Genomic DNA, 19,512 nt, shown 5'->3' on the forward strand with positions numbered 1-19,512 from the left:
AACAATAAGCGTCAACGCGATGAGATCGTGTTGACGCTTTTTTTCTGAAATAGCCTCCACATTATGAACACCTTTTTCACCCAATCCTCTATTACTCCTGTATAAAGGCAGTTTTAATATTCTGATATCTGCCGTGAATAAATGGGCAGGAAGAAATACATTGACTACAATTTTTCGAAAAATGTGGCGCACATTGCTCTCGATCAATAAACTGAGGATAGCCATCCTCCAAAATTTTCGTTTCCTTGTAAATTGCTTTCCCTGGGCAGGTTTCTACACATTTATTACAAACATCACAAAAATCTCTGATCCATCGATGAGGATTGTCCCCATCCTGTTTAAGCGGAAGATTTTCAATATCCAAAAACACTGCCGCTAACCTTAACGATGGACCAAACTCTTCTGTAATCAACAATCCATTCTTCCCCACATACCCCAAGTGAGCATCCTGCGCCACTGCTGTAATCATCACATCTCCACCTATAGCCGGTGAGGGGTGACAATTATACCCTCTCGCCCTTATCCAAGCTGCCAATTTATTGACTGCAATACCTAAATTCGAATAAGCTCTCCAAATCTCCTTTGTAGAAGCGTCAGAAGGATTTGTCTTCATCTTATCCTTATCCATTTCCATTCCAAGGACCATTGCATTTGGATAAAGAATCTCAAAGCCCTTAAATATAAAGTCAGGATTTACCTTCGTATAACCAATTTTAGAAATCCCTAAGCGATACGCATACGCTTCAAATTCCTTGAGGGTTTTATCATCAATCCTGTTTTTATTCTGGTGGGGGTTCTTCTTTAATTGGGAGGCACTCTTATACAATTCTCTTAAAGAGATTTTCAACGCCTTACCCGCAACTGGCCACCCTTTAAACTTATCACGCAGACTACCATATTGCATCAATAAAGTAGGAATGATCACTGCTTTCCTAGCCTTTGGACTGCTTCTCAAGGGGTTTTCATCCCGACGGATATAGAATTTTGACTGGAGAAAAAAAGGCGGCTTACGAATTAACTTATACAGTTTCATAACTATATTTTTATATCGTGATCTAATCCAAGAACAAAATCTGTCGCATAATCTTTTACCAAAGCAAATGCGAATGGCAAAATAGGGGTCATTTTACGCATCATTTGTGCCTTAAAGGATTGTCCCCTCATGATATCAGTCATCATTTCTATTCGTTTCATTACTTCATCAATCACTGGCTTACGGTGAGTATTGTAGGCCTCCACATTTCCTTGGGCAAACAGTTGAGCAAAAACATAGGCATCTTCAATACCGAGATTCATCCCACGAGCACCTAGCCCTGAGTGTATGTGCGCTGCATCTCCCCCTAAAAAAACGTGTTGATAATTAAAATTTTCTACTGATCTATGACTAATTCCAAAATCTGATTTCCAAATGACTTGTCCTACCTGAGTCTCTTTAGGTAAATATTCCAGTAAATTTTCTACGTTACCGATTACTCTCCAAACATCACCGTAAACTCGTACTATAAATACAGCACCCTTATCAAGTAAAAAAATATGTGCATCATCCCTGTCCAAGGGTAACTCTAGCTCCAAATCAATTAAATTCCAGGCATCTTCTACTTTATGTCCTTGAAAGGATAGACCTAAAGATTTACGTACGGTACTTCCAGCACCATCAGCACCAAACAGAAAATCCGTTTGAAGTGACTCCTTCTCTTTTAGCTGTAGCCTTATACCATGCTGTTCCATAGACACTTTTTGCAATGTCTTACCACGATCTACTTCTACACCTTGCTCCAGTAGCAATTCCTCTAGAATCCGTTCACTATCCTCTTGCGATTGCACCAACATAAATGGATACTTGATTTTTTTCTCTGAAAAATCATTTTTCAATACAATTTTCCCATTTCTCCAAAGATTGAGTGCTGTCATTTTTCTTCCATTTTGTAAAAACCGCTCAGTAGCACCAGTTTCTTCGAGTAACGTAAGTGTCCTCGGATTAACCCCAAATGCTTTGGACAACTTTACCCTTTCCGATTTTTGTTCAAAAATGTAAGGCGTTACTCCTTTTTGTTTGAGAAAGAGTGCCAAAGCCAATCCCGTCGGCCCTGCACCAGCAATACTTATACTATCCATAATATTAAATATATGTTTTAATCATTTGTTTAAAAGTTGGATAAAAAAATTTACTTTACCGTCATCATACTTTTAATCCATAACGGCACAAGTCTTTTTCGTTCTTCTACCATATCCTGAAATGCTTGATCAGAAGTCCCCATGGTCACCTGAACCATCGGTTTAGAAATAAATGGAAACACTGTCAATCCAATAAGGTTGAGAATGAAATGTGTCGGATTCAACGGCGGAATTTCTTTTGCCTTCACCGCTTCTTGATATTGTATGATAAAAGAGGAGCTTTTTAATTCAGACAATAAATGGGTTTTCTTGATAAAGAACTCTGGATTTTCTCTCACTGAATTGAGTAAAAAAGTAGCCAGGTTTTCATTTTCAGACAACATATCAATATACAGGTGCACAAAATCAGTCACTTTCTTATCTAACGTTGTGCTTTCATCCTTAAAAATCGTAATAACAGCAGAGGCAAGACCTTGAAGAGATTCAAGCATAACTTCCTCAAATAACTTCTTCTTGCTTCTAAAATAATAATTAACCAAGGCAAGATTAATCCCTGCTTCTTCCGCAATATCTCTCGTTTTGGTTGCCGCATACCCTTTCGATTGAAAGATCTTAGTTGCTGCTTGCTTAATTTTATCTTCTGTACGTTGATTTTCCGATTCCATATCCCCTTGACTTTAAGTATTCAAAGTTAAAAGAAAACACCCTATTAAACAACTGTTTAAATTCTAGTACTTTTAACACCAAAGGCACCTCCATACAAAACTCATCAATGGAGGAAATCACAATAAAAATTACACCCTCTACCTTTAAAAATAGAGCAAAATATCATCTACATAGATTCAAATAACACCCCTTAAACGAAAATAAACTATTTTTTAAGTCAAAATAGGGTTAAAAAAATACCTATTATATCATTTATTTTAAAAAAATATTATCCATATAAAAATTAGAATAGTGCAATATTATTATAGCACAATCCCGTTTCACACCCAAAAAAAGGTGCAAATCCTAATATATTATGCAATTAACAATGTTAACCCAATAAAATTGTGCGTAATACACTTATTTGATTAATTGATTTTGTTATACGTACTTTTGTAAGAGATTTTTTCAGTAAACAGTTGAACTATTCTTTTTCTATTATATAAAGATCACTTATGAAATCTACGCTTATCACACTAGCAACGCTACTTACACCTGCTCTTGCCATGGCACAAACCGGGGCACCTGAAATCAACGCAGGCGACACTGCCTGGATCTTAATTGCCACTGCATTGGTTATGTTGATGACTCCTGCAGGCTTAACATTATTCTATGGTGGTCTAACACAACGAAAAAGTGTATTGAACACTATTGGTATGAGTTATACTGCTTTCTGTACTGCGACTTTAGTATGGGTTATCATCGGTTATAGCCTTACCTTCTCTGAAGGCAACTCTATCATCGGAGGTCTACAGAGCTTCTTATTAAGAGATATAAAAATCAACTCGGTAACAGGTACTATTCCAACGATACTATTCATCATGTTCCAGGGTACTTTTGCTGCCATCGCAGTAGCCTTGGTAAGTGGTGCCATTATCGAGCGTGTAAAATACTCTACTTGGTTACTTTTCTCTACACTTTGGGTAATTGTAGTATATGCTCCAATCGCTCACTGGGTATGGGGAGGTGGCTTCCTAAGCAACCACGGCGAGCTAGACTTTGCAGGTGGTACTGTCATTCACATTAATGCGGGTATCTCCGGGCTTGTACTTTCCCTTATTCTTGGAAACCGTCAATCACACAATAACGACTCTACACACCAACCATCATCAATTAAGCTAATGGTATTGGGTAGTGCGCTACTTTGGTTTGGATGGTTTGGTTTTAATGGCGGTAGCGCATTGGCTGCTGACTTTATTGCTGCCAATGCACTGATGGTTACTAATGTTGCTGCTGCTGCTGGTGGTATGGCTTGGTTGATGATCGAATGGACAACCAGTGAAAAGAAACCTACACTACTAGGTGCTGCCTCTGGTGTAATCTCTGGCCTTGTAGGTATCACTCCAGCTTCTGGATATGTTGATGTAACAGGCGCCTTGATCATCGGTCTATTCTCAGGAGTTATTGGTTACTTCGGTGTAGTAAAACTGAAAGCTGCCCTAAAATATGATGATACACTAGACGTATTCGGTATTCACGGATTAGTAGGTATCTTTGGCGCTATTGCCACAGGTCTTTTCGCTAACCCTGAAATCAACGGAAGTGCTGGTGCTTTCTACGGCAACCCTGGACAATTGATCCCTCAGTTGGTTGCTATCGGTGTAACTGTTGTTTATGCAGGTATCGCTTCTGCTATTGTATATTATATCAGTACATTAGTGACTGGCGGTGGTAGAATCGACAGAAACATCGAAGAGACTGGTGTAGATATCGCTTATCACGGAGAGAGTAGCTTCGACTTCGCACAAAAAGAAACTGCTGAAAAAGCCGTTGAGGATGTTAAAGCGATCTTGAAGTAAGAATTCACTGCAATCTGAAACTGATTAGCTAGCGTTAATCAGCACATATAAAAGGAGCCAAAAGGGGGTATACTATACCTTCTTTTGGCTCCTTTTTTTTGACTGGAGGCTGGAGCCTCCAAATCGCTGGTGAGTCGTAAGCTGGAGCTTACGACTAGTACAAAACTTACGACTAGTGCAAAACTTACGACTAGTACAAACTAGCTTAGGGACTTATAATTAGCATAAAGAAGTTCAACTAAACATCATGAACGTAAAGGCAAAGCCTTTGCGATTAAACATTGCGAACAAACTCCCTATTCCTCTCCTAACGATCACAAATATCCTAAAACAAAAAAAGCAACCCGTTAAGGTTGCTTATGCAATGTACCTGGGGCGGGACTCGAACCCGCACGAAGTAACCTTCACTAGAGTTTGAGTCTAGCGCGTCTACCAATTCCGCCACCCAGGCGTACAATTCAGAAATAATGCATTAGCTTTATCTCTGAATTGATAAGAAATTCTCGTTCATTTTTAATCTTCTCAGGATCTAGCTTTTGGCTAAATCGCGATCAGTACAATACACATGCTGCACTTTATAATATCACTCTTACATCTTAAGGAGATGTACAAGTACCTGGGGCGGGACTCGAACCCGCACGAAGTAACCTTCACTAGAGTTTGAGTCTAGCGCGTCTACCAATTCCGCCACCCAGGCATTTACAAAAATGCTAGTGTATCTTGTATGATTTCAATAAACATCCCAACCATCTATCGGGATAATAAAACATGTTTTATAAACATATCTAGTACCTGGGGCGGGACTCGAACCCGCACGAAGTAACCTTCACTAGAGTTTGAGTCTAGCGCGTCTACCAATTCCGCCACCCAGGCATTTACAAAAAATGCTAGTGCACTTCAATATTTCATTTCAACTTTCTGATCATCTATCAGACTTTAAATACTCTATCTATAGAGTCAATATGTACCTGGGGCGGGACTCGAACCCGCACGAAGTAACCTTCACTAGAGTTTGAGTCTAGCGCGTCTACCAATTCCGCCACCCAGGCATTTACAAAAATGCTAGTGCACTTCAATATTTTATTTCAACTTTCTGATCATCTATCAGACTTTAAATACCCTATCTATAGAGTTAATATGTACCTGGGGCGGGACTCGAACCCGCACGAAGTAACCTTCACTAGAGTTTGAGTCTAGCGCGTCTACCAATTCCGCCACCCAGGCATCAATTGTGGAAACACTTCTGTTAGAGAAGCATTCAACAACATTATTATTTTAATTATTCTTCTTATCGTTTTAAGAAGAAACTCAACTTAATTAAGTACAATTTTTAAAAACAAAAAATCAGTACTAAATCGCCTTAGTACCTGGGGCGGGACTCGAACCCGCACGAAGTAACCTTCACTAGAGTTTGAGTCTAGCGCGTCTACCAATTCCGCCACCCAGGCATTTATTTAATCATTTCAATCGCTTTTTCCGTTTGAGTGATGCAAATATGCACGGAAATATTTTAACCACCAAATGTTAATGAAAAGAAAAATCTAATCACACATTCCTAATACAAATAAGGCATTGATTCACATCTAAATACATTTATAAAAAAAATTACATTTCCTCTCAAAATGGAATTAAATAGGTAAATCCCTGCCTGAGGCAGGGATTTACCTATTTAATTCCATTCCTCTGTGAGATAAGAAAGTGTTTCGTGACAAGTCATATCGACCTTTACCGGAACAACAGATACATAATTATTGGCGATCGCCCATTCATCTGTATCTTCTCCTTGATCTTGATTCACGTAATGTCCCGTCAACCATAAATATTTTCTATTCAGTGGATCCATCCGTTCTTCAAGCGCTTCCTTCCATTTACCTTTAGCTTGTCTACAAAGTTTTCTTCCTTTAATAGGTTCTCCTTCCATTCTCATAGGGAAATTCACATTAAGAGAAATTCCTTTAGGAAGTCCTCTTTCCAGAACCTGTCGAGTGATTTGCAAGATATGTTCAGAAGTATGTGAGAAATCCGCATCCATATCATAGTCACACAATGAAAAACCTACTGCAGGCAAGTCTTCTATCGTAGCCTCCAAGGCTGCGGACATCGTTCCTGAATACAATACACTTACGGAGGTATTACTTCCATGGTTAATACCACTTACCACCAGATCAGGTGCCCTATCCAACAAATGTGTCTTGGCGATCTTTACACAATCTGCAGGTGTACCCGAACATTCATACGCCTTAACCCCCTCAAATAAGTCTACCTCAAAATAGCGTAATGGATCGGTAATCGTAATGGCATGTCCCATCCCCGACTGGGGGCTGTTTGGCGCAACAACTACCACCTCCCCTAGTTCTTTCATTAAAGACACCAAATGAGCGATTCCTTTGGAGTTGATACTGTCATCATTAGAGACCAAGATCAACGGTCTTTGTCCTTCTTTCATATTGATTACTTACTTTCCAGAATTAACTGTTTTCATATTTTCTTTCTCTGCCGCCTCTACTTCCTTGATTTGATTATAATAATCAATCACCTGTATCAGGTCTTCCCTATCTTTAATATTCAATCGATTGACATCCACGAACGCTATCAACTCCTCTCTTTTATCCTTCATCAGGTAAAATGCCAATTCCCTTTTTCTCATATCCACTCGTCTCACCACCCCATATTGGTCAATCAAGAAGTAATCATATTCCAATACCAGCCTGCGTGCATTATAGGTATTCCCCCAATAAGGATTTTGGGTAGCATCCACCTTCTCCACAATTTTCTCTCTAGCCATTAACGTAATGAAATTACCTTCGGTCAACAGCTCAAAGAAATGTTTCTTGACATAATTATTTTCATCCTCATAAGGTAGGGAAAAGAAATAACGACGTCTGTGTGTCATTGCATCCATGATCTCAAAAGCAAGGATATTTTCCACGGTATAAGACTTCAACAGGTTATTCCCTCCAACCAACTGCACACTTTCTGCAATCAGGTCGTACTTCAGCTTTCCATTCATGGTCTTCCCACCTTCCAGGTCCACTACTCCCTTATGCCAGTAACTAGAAGAAAACTCCTGTGTATGTCCTATCGTCACCGATAGTAATAAAGTGGATATAATAGCGATAACAGATCTCATATTGAATATTAAGGTTAGTCGTAAATGATATAAGGAGTTGTGTTATAACAATGGAAATATAAGCATTTCTCATATAATCTTAGGTCAACCAACTGTATGGATAATTCTCATCTACAAATTGCAAGCCTTCTTTGGTCACAAATAATGGCCTAAAGGTATCTAGCATCACTGCGTACTCCTCCGTTTCTTTTGCTCCGATACTTGCTTCTACTGTACCCGGATGTGGACCATGAGGTAACCCTCCAGGATGTAGCGTAAAGGACCCTCTATCAATCCCCTTTCTACTCATAAAATTACCTTCCACATAATACAACACTTCATCCGAGTCAATGTTCGAATGATTGTAAGGAGCAGGAATAGCCTTTGGATGATAGTCAAAGAGACGAGGAACAAACGAACAGATCACAAAAGCATTTTGTGCCTGAAAAGTTTGATGTACGGGAGGTGGTTGGTGAATTCTACCTGTTATCGGCTCAAAGTCATAAATCGACAACGTATAAGGATAAAGACATCCATCCCATCCTACCACATCCAGCGGAGAAAAACCATATTCAAACTGATGAAGGAACCCTTGCTTCTTGACTTTAATCAGTACGTCTTTCCCTTGTTTATCCTCAATCTCCAGCGCTTGTGGCGGATGTATATCTCGTTCACAATACGGAGAATGCTCCAATAACTGTCCCATTTCGTTTCGATAACGGCTCACGGTTTCTATAGGAGCCTTGGAATCTACCACCAACAATCTAATAGGGCCTTCTTCAAACTCCATCTTATAGATCGTTGTCCTTGGAATAACTATATAATCTCCTTTCTTAAAAGGTAAACGTCCAAATTGGGAAATCAGTACCCCTGCCCCATCGTGCACAAAAAGCATTTCATCCCCATCCGCATTTTTAAAAAAGTAATCCATACTACGTTCCTCTGGGATACATAGTGACATCACGACATCCTGATTAGCTAGTAATGGCAAGCGGGCATCCAGATAATCTTTACCGGTCGTTTGTACTTTACTGGTATTCAGATGAGTTTGCTTCAACCCATATTCTTCCGCAATTTCAAAAGAATAAGGCTCTGGAGCCAAAACCTTCTTGATCTCTGTGGGTTGATGTATATGATAGAGATTGGAATAAATTCCTGAAAAACCCCTGGAACTCACCAGCTCTTCCCGATAAAGTCCTCCCTGAGGGTTCTCAAATTGAATATGACGTTTAGGAGGAATCTCCCCTAGTCGATAGTAGTAGGGCATGTGTTTGTTATGGTTTTAGTGGTTAAGAGTATTTTTAGAGCTTGTTCGGAACATCTCTAAGATTGAATAAATCTCTTCATTAAGAATGAAAAAATTATAGTAAAATAAAAGTATTGCACTTTAAGAAGTGTTTTTTTCTATAAAATTGATTCTCTTTGTATTAAAATAAGAAAGAGTAGGCATTCTGTAATATTTTTATCTCCCCTAATTCAACGATTATGCAAGAAGAAAATAAAAAAAACACCTTGAAAGATTACTTTTCCCTAGGACCTGTATTCTCTTATTTCTTCCGAAAGAAAGATCCTAATCGTAAAAGCAACTTCAACCTTAAGGTGATGCACGGCATCAATAAGATCTCCATCATTACTTTTTTATTGGGTGTCTTGTTTATTATTGGAAGAGCACTACTTCGATAATTTGTTCATGATGTTTAATTGAGCTTCGCTCGTTCATGGTGTTTAGTTGAGTTTATTGTTTTTTTGAAAGCTTCGCTTTCTGTTTAGTATGATGATATTTTGGCTATTCCTCGTAGAGGTAGCCATTAAGTTTTGCTTAATTAAACAGTATAAACAAAAAACTCAACTAAACATTTTGAACGAGCGAAGCTCAACTAAACATCATGAACAAAAAGCTAAACATTTTGAACATTACTTTGCCTTGTTGAACATATTCTTCTTTCTAAGGTAAGATGCCGTTACAAAAGCGGCACTCAAGCTCCCTGCAAACCCACAACTGATAATATCCTGTCCTGTCATATAGAAGTTCTTGATAGGAGTTTTCACCGTAAGCTCATCACTGTAAAAACGTTCTGGAGTATGATCCAGTCCATAAATTTCTCCTTTTGTATAATTCATGAAATGGGCGGTCGACAATGGGGTAGATAATTCATAATAATCTACCTTCCCTTTTAGGTGAGGTAATTTATCATATAAAGCTTGTAATAGTTTTTGGGACAGCTGTTCTTTCAATGCTTCATAAGTCTCTCCTCTTTTCTTCCAGGAATACTCCTCCCATTCTTCAAATTGCTTATAATCACTGATCGTAATAATTTCCAAGGTACTTTTCCCTGGGTAACGCTTCTTCCAGGAAGGGTCCTTTGCAGCAGGAAATGATATATAAATTACCGGAAGAGGGGCCTCTTTTGGGCTTTCTCGATATAAAGCTACTGACTGATCATGATTCGCTCCGGGGTAGATCCAGAAGTTGGTTTTAGGTAGTTGTAATTCTTCAGGCCCTCCTTTTAAACCTACATACAAGCAGAGATGAGATGCAGAGGGTTTAACCGTATCCAATACTTTTGGTCTAAGTTTCTTTAATTGATCTGGTACAATCTTTTGATAGGTGGTCATAAAACCCGCACTACTAATGACCCCTTTTTTAACTTTGATACTGCGACCATCCGCCATGATCACTCCTCTCGCTTTTCCTTTCTCTACCCACAGTTCCTGTACCTCGGCATTAATATATACTTCTCCCCCATACTCCTCAATGATAGGCTCTATGGATTGGTAAATACTAGCACTTCCTCCCACGGGATAAGCCCCTCCATTAAAATAATGAGACACCAACATCGCATGCATCAGGAAACTGCTTTCTGAGGGTGGTAACCCATAGTCACCATACTGCCCTGTCAATACACCGATCAACAGTTCATTATCCGTAAGCTCTCCCAACACCTCCCTGGTGGTTTTTCCTTCAAAGGCTACGGCTTTCTTTTTCAGCTTAGGTCCCATAAACCAGTTCAAGGGCCATGGGAGTCCCTTTCGCATAAATAAACTAAATGCCGCTTTACCGGCAGCCTTAAGCAACTCAAAATATCGGTCGATCACCTCTCGTTCATCCGGAAATTCCTGATATAAGGACTCCCTATAATTTTGCATTCCTTTCTGTACGCCAAATGTTTTTTCTTCTCCCAAAAAGATCCGATCATACTCCTCATCCATCTCTTCCCAATGTAACGAACCATCCGATACATACGAAAGCAAACGATCGGCCGTACTTCCTTCTCGATGCACCTCTCCAACATAGTGAATCCCCACATCCCATTCATACCCTCTACGGGTAAATACATGCGTATATCCTCCTGCCGTATAATGTCGTTCCAGAACAACACAACGATACCCCTCCTTCCCTAGAATCGCCGCCAAAGCGATTCCACTAATTCCAGAACCTATAATAACGTAATCATATTGCTCCTGCGCTTTTTGCTTTTTATAAGATATTGGCATAAAAAAATAAGTGAAATAGTAGAAAAATAGATTATTGAATTGATGGTAGTATTACCTCCATATTTACACTTATTAAGGTAATCTTTTTTATTGGGAATAATACTATAGAATACGGGGACGGGCGACCACAAGGGTCGTCCCTAAATATTCCTATTAAAAATGAACATATTACCTATGCCTTAATGTTTGTATGGTAAGGGTGTTTGTCCATTGAGAGAATTGTAGCGAATAGGGTATTGATTGAATGATTGGAAGCATGAGGGCGTTTGAAGGGCAAACATCCTCTTTTTTCTGTCAAAAATATTCCCTTCAAGCCAACAATACTTTTCTATCTTTGTTTTTTGATTCGGGCAATACCCCTTATTTTTGTGCCCTTAGAATTATCTGAAAAAAGAATAGAATATATGCGAGAGGTTCAAAGACCGTTGACAGATTGGTTACCCATCACCAAAAAAGAAATGGAGATGCGTGGATGGGACGAAGTGGATGTTGTGCTGGTATCCGGGGATGCCTATGTCGATCACCCTGCCTTTGGTGCAGCCGTGATTGGTCGTATCCTGGAAAGTGAAGGATTGAGAGTAGGGATTATTCCACAGCCCAACTGGCAAGATGATCTCCGTGATTTCAAGAAATTTGGTAAACCTCGCTTGTTTTTCGGGGTGACGGGTGGTTGTATGGACCCTATGGTCAACCATTATACTGCCAACAAGCGTCGACGCTCCAATGATGCCTATACTCCGGGAGGAGAGGCAGGGTTCCGTCCTGATTATGCTACCTCTGTATACAGTAACATCCTAAAGGAGCTATACCCTGACGTACCCATCATGATTGGTGGTATCGAGGCCTCTTTGCGACGTGTCACACACTATGACTACTGGCAAGACAAATTGTTGCCTTCCATTATGGAAAGCAGTAAGGCAGATATTTTGGTGTATGGTATGGGAGAACAACCGTTAAGGGAGATGGTTCGTTTAGCACAAAAAGGGGTGCCACTTACCTCCATGAAGACCATTCCACAAACAGGAGTGATGGTTCCAGCAGATGAAGACCTTCCTAAAAATAAAAACTGGGATACTTTTGAGTTGAACTCCCACGAAGACTGTTTACAGGATAAACTAAAGTACGCCAGTAACTTTAAATATATTGAGCAGGAGTCCAATAAACTACATGCAAGAAGACTCGTACAACAAATTGGCAACCAAAAGTTGGTGATCAACCCTCCATGTTATACGATGACAGAAGAGGAGATGGATCAATCTTTTGACCTGCCTTATACACGTCTTCCACACCCTAAGTATAAGAAAAGAGGAGATATTCCAGCCTTTGAGATGATCAAGTTCTCTATCAATATGCATAGGGGCTGTTTTGGAGGGTGCTCTTTCTGTACAATCTCAGCACACCAAGGGAAGTTTATCGCTAGCCGATCGGAAGAATCTATCCTGAAGGAAGTGGAAAAGGTCGTGGATATGCCAGACTTCAAGGGGTACATTAGTGACTTGGGCGGACCTTCTGCCAATATGTACAAGATGAAAGGCAAGGTACAGTCCATTTGTGATAAATGTTCCAGCCCTAGCTGTATACACCCTGTCGTATGTCACAACCTGGATACCAGTCACCAACCTATGATTGATATTCTACAAAAGGTAGACGCCAATCCAAAGGTAAAAAAGGCTTTTGTTGGTAGTGGTATCCGATATGATATGCTCGTAAAAGGCTATAACAAACTAGCGGACGACAGTGTAGATCGTTATATGGAACAGATCATTACCAGACACGTCTCCGGTCGTTTGAAAGTGGCTCCTGAGCATACTTCAGACAATACCTTGCACATCATGAGAAAGCCTTCATTCAAGCATTTCCATGATTTCAAGAAGAAGTTTGACCGCATCAATGAGCGTCACGGCATGAAGCAGCAACTGATTCCTTACTTTATCTCCAGCCACCCAGGTTGTGAGGAGGAGGACATGGCTAACCTTGCGGCAGAAACCAAGGAGATGGGCTTTGAGCTGGAGCAGGTACAAGACTTTACGCCTACTCCAATGACGGTTGCTACGGTCATTTATTATGCGGGCGTACATCCTTATACGATGAAACCTGTCTTTACAGCCAAAAGTAAAAAGGAAAAACGTGCCCAGCACCAGTTTTTCTTCTGGCACCAGAGAGACAAGCAAAGAGGAATACGTCACCGTCTGCAGGAATTGGGACGAAATGATTTGATTGAGAAGCTACTGACTCCTCCAAAAGGGAAAAGTGTGCAACACGCACAAGGCTCTAAGCTAAATCAAGCCCCTAATAGCAAACGTAAAAAGTCTAGCCACCACGCTTCTACCAATGCCCCAAGTAAAAATGGAAGGGGACGCAAGAAGAAAACGGTAAGTGGAAACTCTAAGCGACATAGCAGAAATAAGTAAGTTATTAGATAATCACAAATAAGGGCACCCACAAAAGGTGCCCTTAATTTATGCTTACCTATCTACTGATGAGAAGGTACCAATGTCTTCAACACTTTGGAAACAGCTTCCAAAAACTGATCTGCCTCTTTTTCCGTCACCGTCAAAGGAGGTAATAAACGCATTACTGTTTTACTCGCTGCCGTTCCTGTAAAAATATGATGTTCCTTTAATAATGCCTTTCTTACCGGAGCTACCTCATCCTCCAACTCAATAGCGATCATCAGTCCCTTTCCTCTGACTTCTTTCACTCCCGGCAACCCTTGCAACTGTTCTATCAGATACTCCCCAACCTTTGTTGCGCGATCTAACAATCCTTCTGTTTCAATAACCTCCAATACTGCCAACGCAGCCTGACACGCCAGATGATTTCCTCCAAAAGTCGTCCCCAGCATACCATGCCAAGCCTCAAACTTAGGAGAAATCAAAACACCTCCGATCGGGAACCCATTTCCTAGTCCTTTGGCAATTGTAACTAAATCAGGTGTCACTCCTGCATACTCAAAAGCAAAGAATTTCCCTGAACGCCCCACTCCTGATTGAATTTCATCCCCTATAAATACCGCTTGGTGTACATCACAAAGCGATCGAATCTTCTGCATAAAAGATGCCTTTGGAGTATAAATCCCTCCAATACCCTGAATCCCTTCTACAATCACAGCACATACCTCATGCTCTTGAAACGCTTTTTCCAACGCTTCTTCATCATTCAGTGGCAAAATCACAGTATGATGATCATTCACTGGAGCTTGAATCCTGGCATTATCCGTAGCACCTACCGCCAATGACGTACGCCCATGAAAGCCTTTCTCAAACGCAATAATTGTTTTTCGACCATTATGAAAAGAAGCTAGCTTAAACGCATTTTCATTAGCCTCTGCTCCAGAATTACACAAAAATAACTGATAGTCTTTTAGTCCAGATAGTTCTGAGAGTTTTGCCGCCAACTGTCGTTGCAAAGGATTTTGTACACTATTGGAATAAAATCCCAGGGTAGCCACCTGCTCGCTGATTCTTTGCACATAAACAGGATGGGCATGACCAATAGAGATTACTGCGTGTCCCCCGTAAAAATCCAAATATTCCTTTCCTTCTTTATCCCATATTTTACATCCTTCTCCTTTTACTGGCTCAATATCTAATAAAGGATATACATCAAAAAGTGTTGCCATGAGTGAATTGCTCGTTTAGATTATTATTATTTTTTCTTGAATGGTGAAGATAAATAAGCACCTATTGAATAGTAAAAAAACACAGAAAAATATTTTTTCAAACACAATATGTTAATTAATTAACAATTAATTTTAGTTTTCAAACTACTCCTTACATCCCTTTGATAGTCTTTAAACAAATTCCTTTATTAACATTCATTAATAATCCATACCTCCAACGGACACCCATTCCCTTATGATGATTAAGCAATCTTACCAGATGCTGTCCCGTATCCAACAACAGCTTCCTTTTGAGCACCAGATATTAAACCTTCTATTAATTATTGAAATCGTCCTTTGTAACGTTTGTTCCATTGTACTTATGCTTGTGGGAGAAGAACGCATGGCGATTTACGCACTAATCACGGGAGAAGTATTGTTTCTCTTCGTATTTTACACCAGTTTTCACCTGAAAAGATATACCCTTTCTCTCTTTCTATTATTTACCTTCAACTATGCCATTTGTATAGCACTTTGGTTCTCTTCTGCAGGCTTGGATGGCCCTGTGATCATGGAGTTTTTATTCCTACAGTTACTCATCAACTTATTAGCTTCGCACAAGTATTACCTATGGAATATAGCAATCCCCATTATAGTGATCGGCTTATTAATTTTAATCAGTAATGAATACCCTCATCTACTGATACCTTATACCTCCAAAATCTCACGAGAATCTGATCTTATTCTTACAAGCCTTATAGGAATTTTACTCTTTGGGACCACCATTCCACAGTTCAAAAAAAGAATGGAGTGGAAAAAAGAAAAATTGGCCGAGAATCTAGAAGCATTAACTGAGAGTAATTTACGCTATGAACGATTACTGGAAGGTATAAAAGGTTCCTTTTTTTTAAAGCATGAGACACTCACAAGAGAAATCATTTACCTAAGCCCTTCCGCTGACACCTTATTAGGATACCCTTATGAGTACCTCAAAAAACACTTCTACAATATTGTCTTGGAGAGTCCTGAAAACCGGCAAGCTATTGCTGAACGTAACAGACAACTCAAGTTATCCAAGGAAGCACATTATGAATTAATCGTCCAGCATGGAAATGGCAAGCAAGCACACCTCCTGATTCAGGAATCTATTGACTACAACACCAAAGGAGAGGCTATAGGATACAGTACATTGGCTGAAGACATCACCTCCAGAAAAATTTCTGAACAAATCTCAGAGGAAGCATTGAGAAAAGAGCAAACGCTCAACCAACAAAAGGAAAACTTTATCCTTACCATGTCTCATCAATTTAAGACACCCCTTACGGTGATTAAATCTACCAATATACTGCTAGAAAAAATCTTTCAGTCTCATATCCCCTCTTCTGAGCAAACTCAATTCACTAAATTAATCACACGTCAACAAGCCGGAATCGCTGAGATACAACATTTACTCAATTCCCTTCTGGAGCACAAAGAAATGGAACACGACAGTTTTGCGTTTTCGCCGGTATGGACAGACTTGTGGGACACTTTACAAGATGTCATAAAACTATTCAAGCACCCCTTGTCCGAACAGCACCGTATTGACCTGCAATGCAATAAACTAAAACATCTAAGACAACCTGTTTACCACGACCCAAAGCTAGTGCGACATATCCTCAACAATATCATTTCCAACGCACTAAAGTACTCTAATAGCAATATTCATATTTCATTATCGTATGCCCGAGACCATGCAATCATACAGGTACAGGACTATGGAGTTGGTATCCCCACAAAGGATATGGAGCAACTCTATCACCCTTTTTTCAGGGCTACAAACGTACAACATACTAAAGGCTCAGGGCTTGGTCTCAGCATTGCCAAAAGTCTTATCGAATTACATAAAGGGAAAATCCATATCGAAAGCTCCACTGATATTGGTACCATTGTCACACTGGAGTTCCCTATACATGCCTTGGTATCCAATAATAGCGAGATTACTTTACCTGCAAACACTCCCGTTTCTACCCCTAACAAACTCTGATGTTCATATTGTTTAGGTGAGCTTCGCTCGTTCATGATGTTTAGGTGAAAATAATTGGGTTATACTTTATCAATGAGCAAAGCTCATATAAACAATATTAACAAAAAACTCAACTAAACAATATGAACGAGCGAAGCTCACCTAACATACGCCGTGTAGCGGGATGAACAATTATGAAACTCTACAGGGAAATAGTTGTTTTTTAAGGAGAGTAATGAGACCTTTGCGGTAATTGTGAAAGCACCAACTCTTTACGGTTGATGCTTTTTTTATGAAAGTATATTCTGAACATAAATATAGATAAACAGTGATTAGCATTTCAAACCTTACCCTGCAATTTGGCAAAAGGGTACTCTTCGAGGACGTAAATCTCAAGTTCCTACACGGCAACTGCTACGGCGTTATTGGTGCCAATGGTGCTGGAAAATCTACTTTCCTGAAACTATTGTCAGGTGACGTTGACCCCAACAAAGGGAGCATTGCATTGGAGCCTGGAAAACGTATGGCTGTACTGAAACAGGATCACTTTGAGTTTGACGAGTTTGAGGTAATGCAAACGGTGATCATGGGACATAAGCGCCTATGGGACATCATGCAAGAGAAGGATGCTTTGTATGCCAAGCCAGACTTTTCTGAGGAAGACGGTATCAAGGCTTCAGAACTAGAGGCTGAGTTTGCAGATATGGAAGGCTGGAACGCAGAAACTGATGCCGCTGAACTTCTTAGTAACCTGGGTGTAAAAGAAGATTTGCACTACAGTAAAATGGAAGATATCAGTAATGAACTTAAGGTAAGGATCTTGTTGGCGCAGGCACTGTTTGGTAACCCTGACATTCTGGTACTCGATGAGCCTACCAACGACTTGGACATCAAAACGATTTCTTGGTTGGAGGACTTCTTGCTAGATTTCAGAAATACCGTAATTGTCGTTTCTCACGACCGTCACTTCCTGGATACGGTATGTACTCACGTCTGTGATATTGACTTCGGTAAAATCAACCTATTTACAGGTAACTACTCTTTCTGGTACCACTCTTCTCAATTGGCACTTAAGCAACGTGCTGACAAGAACAAGAAGATGGAAGACAAGCGTAAGGAACTTCAGGAATTCATTTCCCGATTCAGCGCCAACGCTGCCAAGTCCAAGCAAGCAACCAGCCGTAGAAAGCTATTGGATAAAATGGACCTGGAAGAAATCAAGCCTTCCACCAGAAGATACCCTGCCATTATCTTTGAGCAAGAGCGTGAAGCAGGAAACCAAATTCTACACATCGAAGGACTGACCAAGTCAGTTGACGGGCAAGTATTATTCAAAGACCTTAATGTCAATGTGAATAGAGGAGACAAGATCGCCTTTATCTCCAAGAACAGTTTAGCTTTGACTACCTTGTTTGAGATCCTGAACGGAAAGGAACAAGCTGATGCTGGAGAATTTAACTTTGGTACTACAATCACTACAGCTTACCTTCCAAACGAAAACCATGAGTTTTTCCAGGAGGATATCTCCCTTGTGGACTGGTTGAGACAGTATGCTATGACAGAGGAAGAGAAGGACGAAGTTTACGTTCGTGGATTCCTAGGAAAAATGCTATTCTCTGGAGAAGAAGCAACAAAGAGTGCTAAAGTATTGTCTGGTGGAGAGAAAGTACGTTGTATGCTATCACGTATGATGTTGGCCAAAGCGAACTTACTCATGATGGATGAGCCAACCAACCACCTTGACCTAGAGTCGATTTCATCATTGAACAACTCGATGACAGACTTCCCTGGTACGCTTCTATTCACTTCACATGACCACACGATCGTTCAAACGGCTGCTACTCGTATCATTGAGTTTGGCCCTAATGGCATGATCGATAAATTGATGGATTATGATGATTATCTAGCGGACAAAGAGATACAAGAGCAGGTAGCTGCACTTTATAATTAATTATCAGTGATATAGTGATGAGTTATGGTTTTACCAACTCATAACTCATCACTTTTTTAACTCATCACTCATTTAACAAAATGGTTTTGGACAATCGCGTCCAAAAATACCTCACTCCCCACACAGCGAAACTTCAAAGGAGATGATAGCTCTCCAAACAAGGAAAAACCTCCTCCTAACAAGACTGGTATCGTCGTGATAATCATATCATCAATCAGGTCTTCCTTCAGAAAACTTTGAATTGTTTTCCCTCCATCAATGTATAAGGTTCCATACCCTTGTTCATGAATAGTATTTAGTACTTCTGCCAATGTACCTTTGACCAAATGCACCTTATCCCGGTATTTTTCAGGAATCTCTGTCAGAGAGTTACTTAGCACAAAAACTGGCTTCTGATATGGCCAATCTATTCCAAAGCTGCAAACCGTTTCAAAGGTTACTCTTCCCATTACAATAGCATCAATTTCTCCCATAAACTTGGTGTAACCCATATCAAGATTATCTGGATTAGGGATCGCATGCAGCCAATCCAATCCTCCGTCTTTGTCTGCAATATATCCATCTAAACTTGTTGCGATAAAGACACGGTTGCGTTTTTCCATTTTCTATTTTTTTTAGTGGTTGGTAATTATAGCTTGTTTGGAATCCATATTTAAGGCGGCGTGCAACGTAGAAAACTTCTATAAATTGACTGAGAAAGTTCTGATTTGAGCCTAAGACCAGCTTCTGGGG

The 19,512-nt window shown here is 40.0% G+C and carries 14 protein-coding genes and 6 tRNA genes; 5 read left to right on the forward strand and 15 right to left on the reverse strand.

Translation table 11 applies throughout. The features are described from left to right. Window positions 1-91: 91 nt before the first annotated feature. From ABD985_RS11400 to ABD985_RS11410, 3 genes are read right to left on the reverse strand one after another with little or no spacing between them, the layout of a single operon-like run. On the reverse strand, window positions 92-1,033 hold the full coding sequence (locus tag ABD985_RS11400; protein WP_345371819.1) for a hypothetical protein: 942 nt from the start codon (window positions 1,031-1,033) through the stop codon (window positions 92-94). A 2-nt stretch (window positions 1,034-1,035) separates the two neighbouring features. Next, window positions 1,036-2,115, reverse strand: a complete 1,080-nt coding sequence (locus ABD985_RS11405; RefSeq protein ID WP_345371821.1) for an FAD-dependent oxidoreductase — start codon at window positions 2,113-2,115, stop codon at window positions 1,036-1,038. Between the two features lie 50 nt (window positions 2,116-2,165). Continuing rightward, on the reverse strand, window positions 2,166-2,780 hold the full coding sequence (locus tag ABD985_RS11410; protein WP_345371823.1) for a TetR/AcrR family transcriptional regulator: 615 nt from the start codon (window positions 2,778-2,780) through the stop codon (window positions 2,166-2,168). Between the two features lie 495 nt (window positions 2,781-3,275). Here ABD985_RS11410 and ABD985_RS11415 point away from each other — a divergent pair, with 495 nt between their 5' ends. After that, window positions 3,276-4,619 (forward strand): ammonium transporter, encoded by a 1,344-nt coding sequence (locus tag ABD985_RS11415; RefSeq protein WP_345371825.1) that lies wholly within the window; start codon window positions 3,276-3,278, stop codon window positions 4,617-4,619. A gap of 367 nt (window positions 4,620-4,986) precedes the next feature. Here the strand turns inward: ABD985_RS11415 and ABD985_RS11420 are convergent. From ABD985_RS11420 to ABD985_RS11460, 9 genes are all read right to left on the reverse strand, one after another. Then, window positions 4,987-5,070 (reverse strand) — tRNA-Leu (locus ABD985_RS11420). 162 nt (window positions 5,071-5,232) lie between these two features. Beyond that, a tRNA-Leu gene (locus ABD985_RS11425) sits at window positions 5,233-5,316 on the reverse strand. A gap of 92 nt (window positions 5,317-5,408) precedes the next feature. After that, window positions 5,409-5,492, reverse strand: a tRNA-Leu gene (locus tag ABD985_RS11430). A 92-nt stretch (window positions 5,493-5,584) separates the two neighbouring features. After that, a tRNA-Leu gene (locus tag ABD985_RS11435) sits at window positions 5,585-5,668 on the reverse strand. A 91-nt stretch (window positions 5,669-5,759) separates the two neighbouring features. Further along, window positions 5,760-5,843: transfer RNA gene (locus tag ABD985_RS11440), tRNA-Leu, on the reverse strand. A 140-nt stretch (window positions 5,844-5,983) separates the two neighbouring features. After that, window positions 5,984-6,067 (reverse strand) — tRNA-Leu (locus ABD985_RS11445). 221 nt (window positions 6,068-6,288) lie between these two features. Then, window positions 6,289-7,065 carry a 5'/3'-nucleotidase SurE gene (gene surE, locus ABD985_RS11450; protein WP_345371827.1) on the reverse strand — a complete coding sequence of 259 codons (777 nt, stop codon included), beginning with the start codon at window positions 7,063-7,065 and terminating at the stop codon, window positions 6,289-6,291. Window positions 7,066-7,074: 9 nt separating this feature from the next. Then, a complete protein-coding gene (locus tag ABD985_RS11455; RefSeq protein WP_345371829.1) occupies window positions 7,075-7,749 on the reverse strand; it encodes a hypothetical protein in 675 nt (224 codons plus the stop codon). Window positions 7,750-7,828: 79 nt separating this feature from the next. After that, a complete protein-coding gene (locus ABD985_RS11460; RefSeq protein WP_345371831.1) occupies window positions 7,829-8,995 on the reverse strand; it encodes a homogentisate 1,2-dioxygenase in 1,167 nt (388 codons plus the stop codon). Between the two features lie 218 nt (window positions 8,996-9,213). Here ABD985_RS11460 and ABD985_RS11465 point away from each other — a divergent pair, with 218 nt between their 5' ends. Beyond that, on the forward strand, window positions 9,214-9,411 hold the full coding sequence (locus ABD985_RS11465; protein ID WP_345371833.1) for a DUF6728 family protein: 198 nt from the start codon (window positions 9,214-9,216) through the stop codon (window positions 9,409-9,411). Window positions 9,412-9,642: 231 nt separating this feature from the next. Here ABD985_RS11465 and ABD985_RS11470 read toward each other — a convergent pair whose 3' ends face one another. Next, entirely contained in the window at window positions 9,643-11,223 is a 1,581-nt protein-coding gene (locus ABD985_RS11470; RefSeq protein WP_345371835.1) for a phytoene desaturase family protein, read from the reverse strand. Between the two features lie 404 nt (window positions 11,224-11,627). Between ABD985_RS11470 and ABD985_RS11475 the strand changes: the two genes are divergently transcribed. Then, on the forward strand, window positions 11,628-13,634 hold the full coding sequence (locus tag ABD985_RS11475; protein ID WP_345371837.1) for a YgiQ family radical SAM protein: 2,007 nt from the start codon (window positions 11,628-11,630) through the stop codon (window positions 13,632-13,634). A 62-nt stretch (window positions 13,635-13,696) separates the two neighbouring features. Here the strand turns inward: ABD985_RS11475 and ABD985_RS11480 are convergent, their stop codons facing one another. Further along, on the reverse strand, window positions 13,697-14,845 hold the full coding sequence (locus tag ABD985_RS11480) for an aspartate aminotransferase family protein (protein ID WP_345371839.1): 1,149 nt from the start codon (window positions 14,843-14,845) through the stop codon (window positions 13,697-13,699). 235 nt (window positions 14,846-15,080) lie between these two features. Between ABD985_RS11480 and ABD985_RS11485 the strand changes: the two genes are divergently transcribed. Continuing rightward, on the forward strand, window positions 15,081-16,850 hold the full coding sequence (locus ABD985_RS11485; RefSeq protein WP_345371841.1) for a PAS domain-containing sensor histidine kinase: 1,770 nt from the start codon (window positions 15,081-15,083) through the stop codon (window positions 16,848-16,850). A 307-nt stretch (window positions 16,851-17,157) separates the two neighbouring features. Next, entirely contained in the window at window positions 17,158-18,780 is a 1,623-nt protein-coding gene (locus ABD985_RS11490) for an ABC-F family ATP-binding cassette domain-containing protein (RefSeq protein ID WP_345371842.1), read from the forward strand. 68 nt (window positions 18,781-18,848) lie between these two features. On the opposite strand, the gene ABD985_RS11495 is transcribed toward ABD985_RS11490, so the two are convergent. After that, window positions 18,849-19,382 carry a dihydrofolate reductase family protein gene (locus ABD985_RS11495; RefSeq protein WP_345371844.1) on the reverse strand — a complete coding sequence of 178 codons (534 nt, stop codon included), beginning with the start codon at window positions 19,380-19,382 and terminating at the stop codon, window positions 18,849-18,851. Between the last annotated feature and the right edge of the window lie 130 nt (window positions 19,383-19,512).

The sequence above is a fragment of the Algivirga pacifica genome (genome assembly GCF_039543525.1).
Lineage (GTDB): Bacteria > Bacteroidota > Bacteroidia > Cytophagales > Flammeovirgaceae > Algivirga > Algivirga pacifica.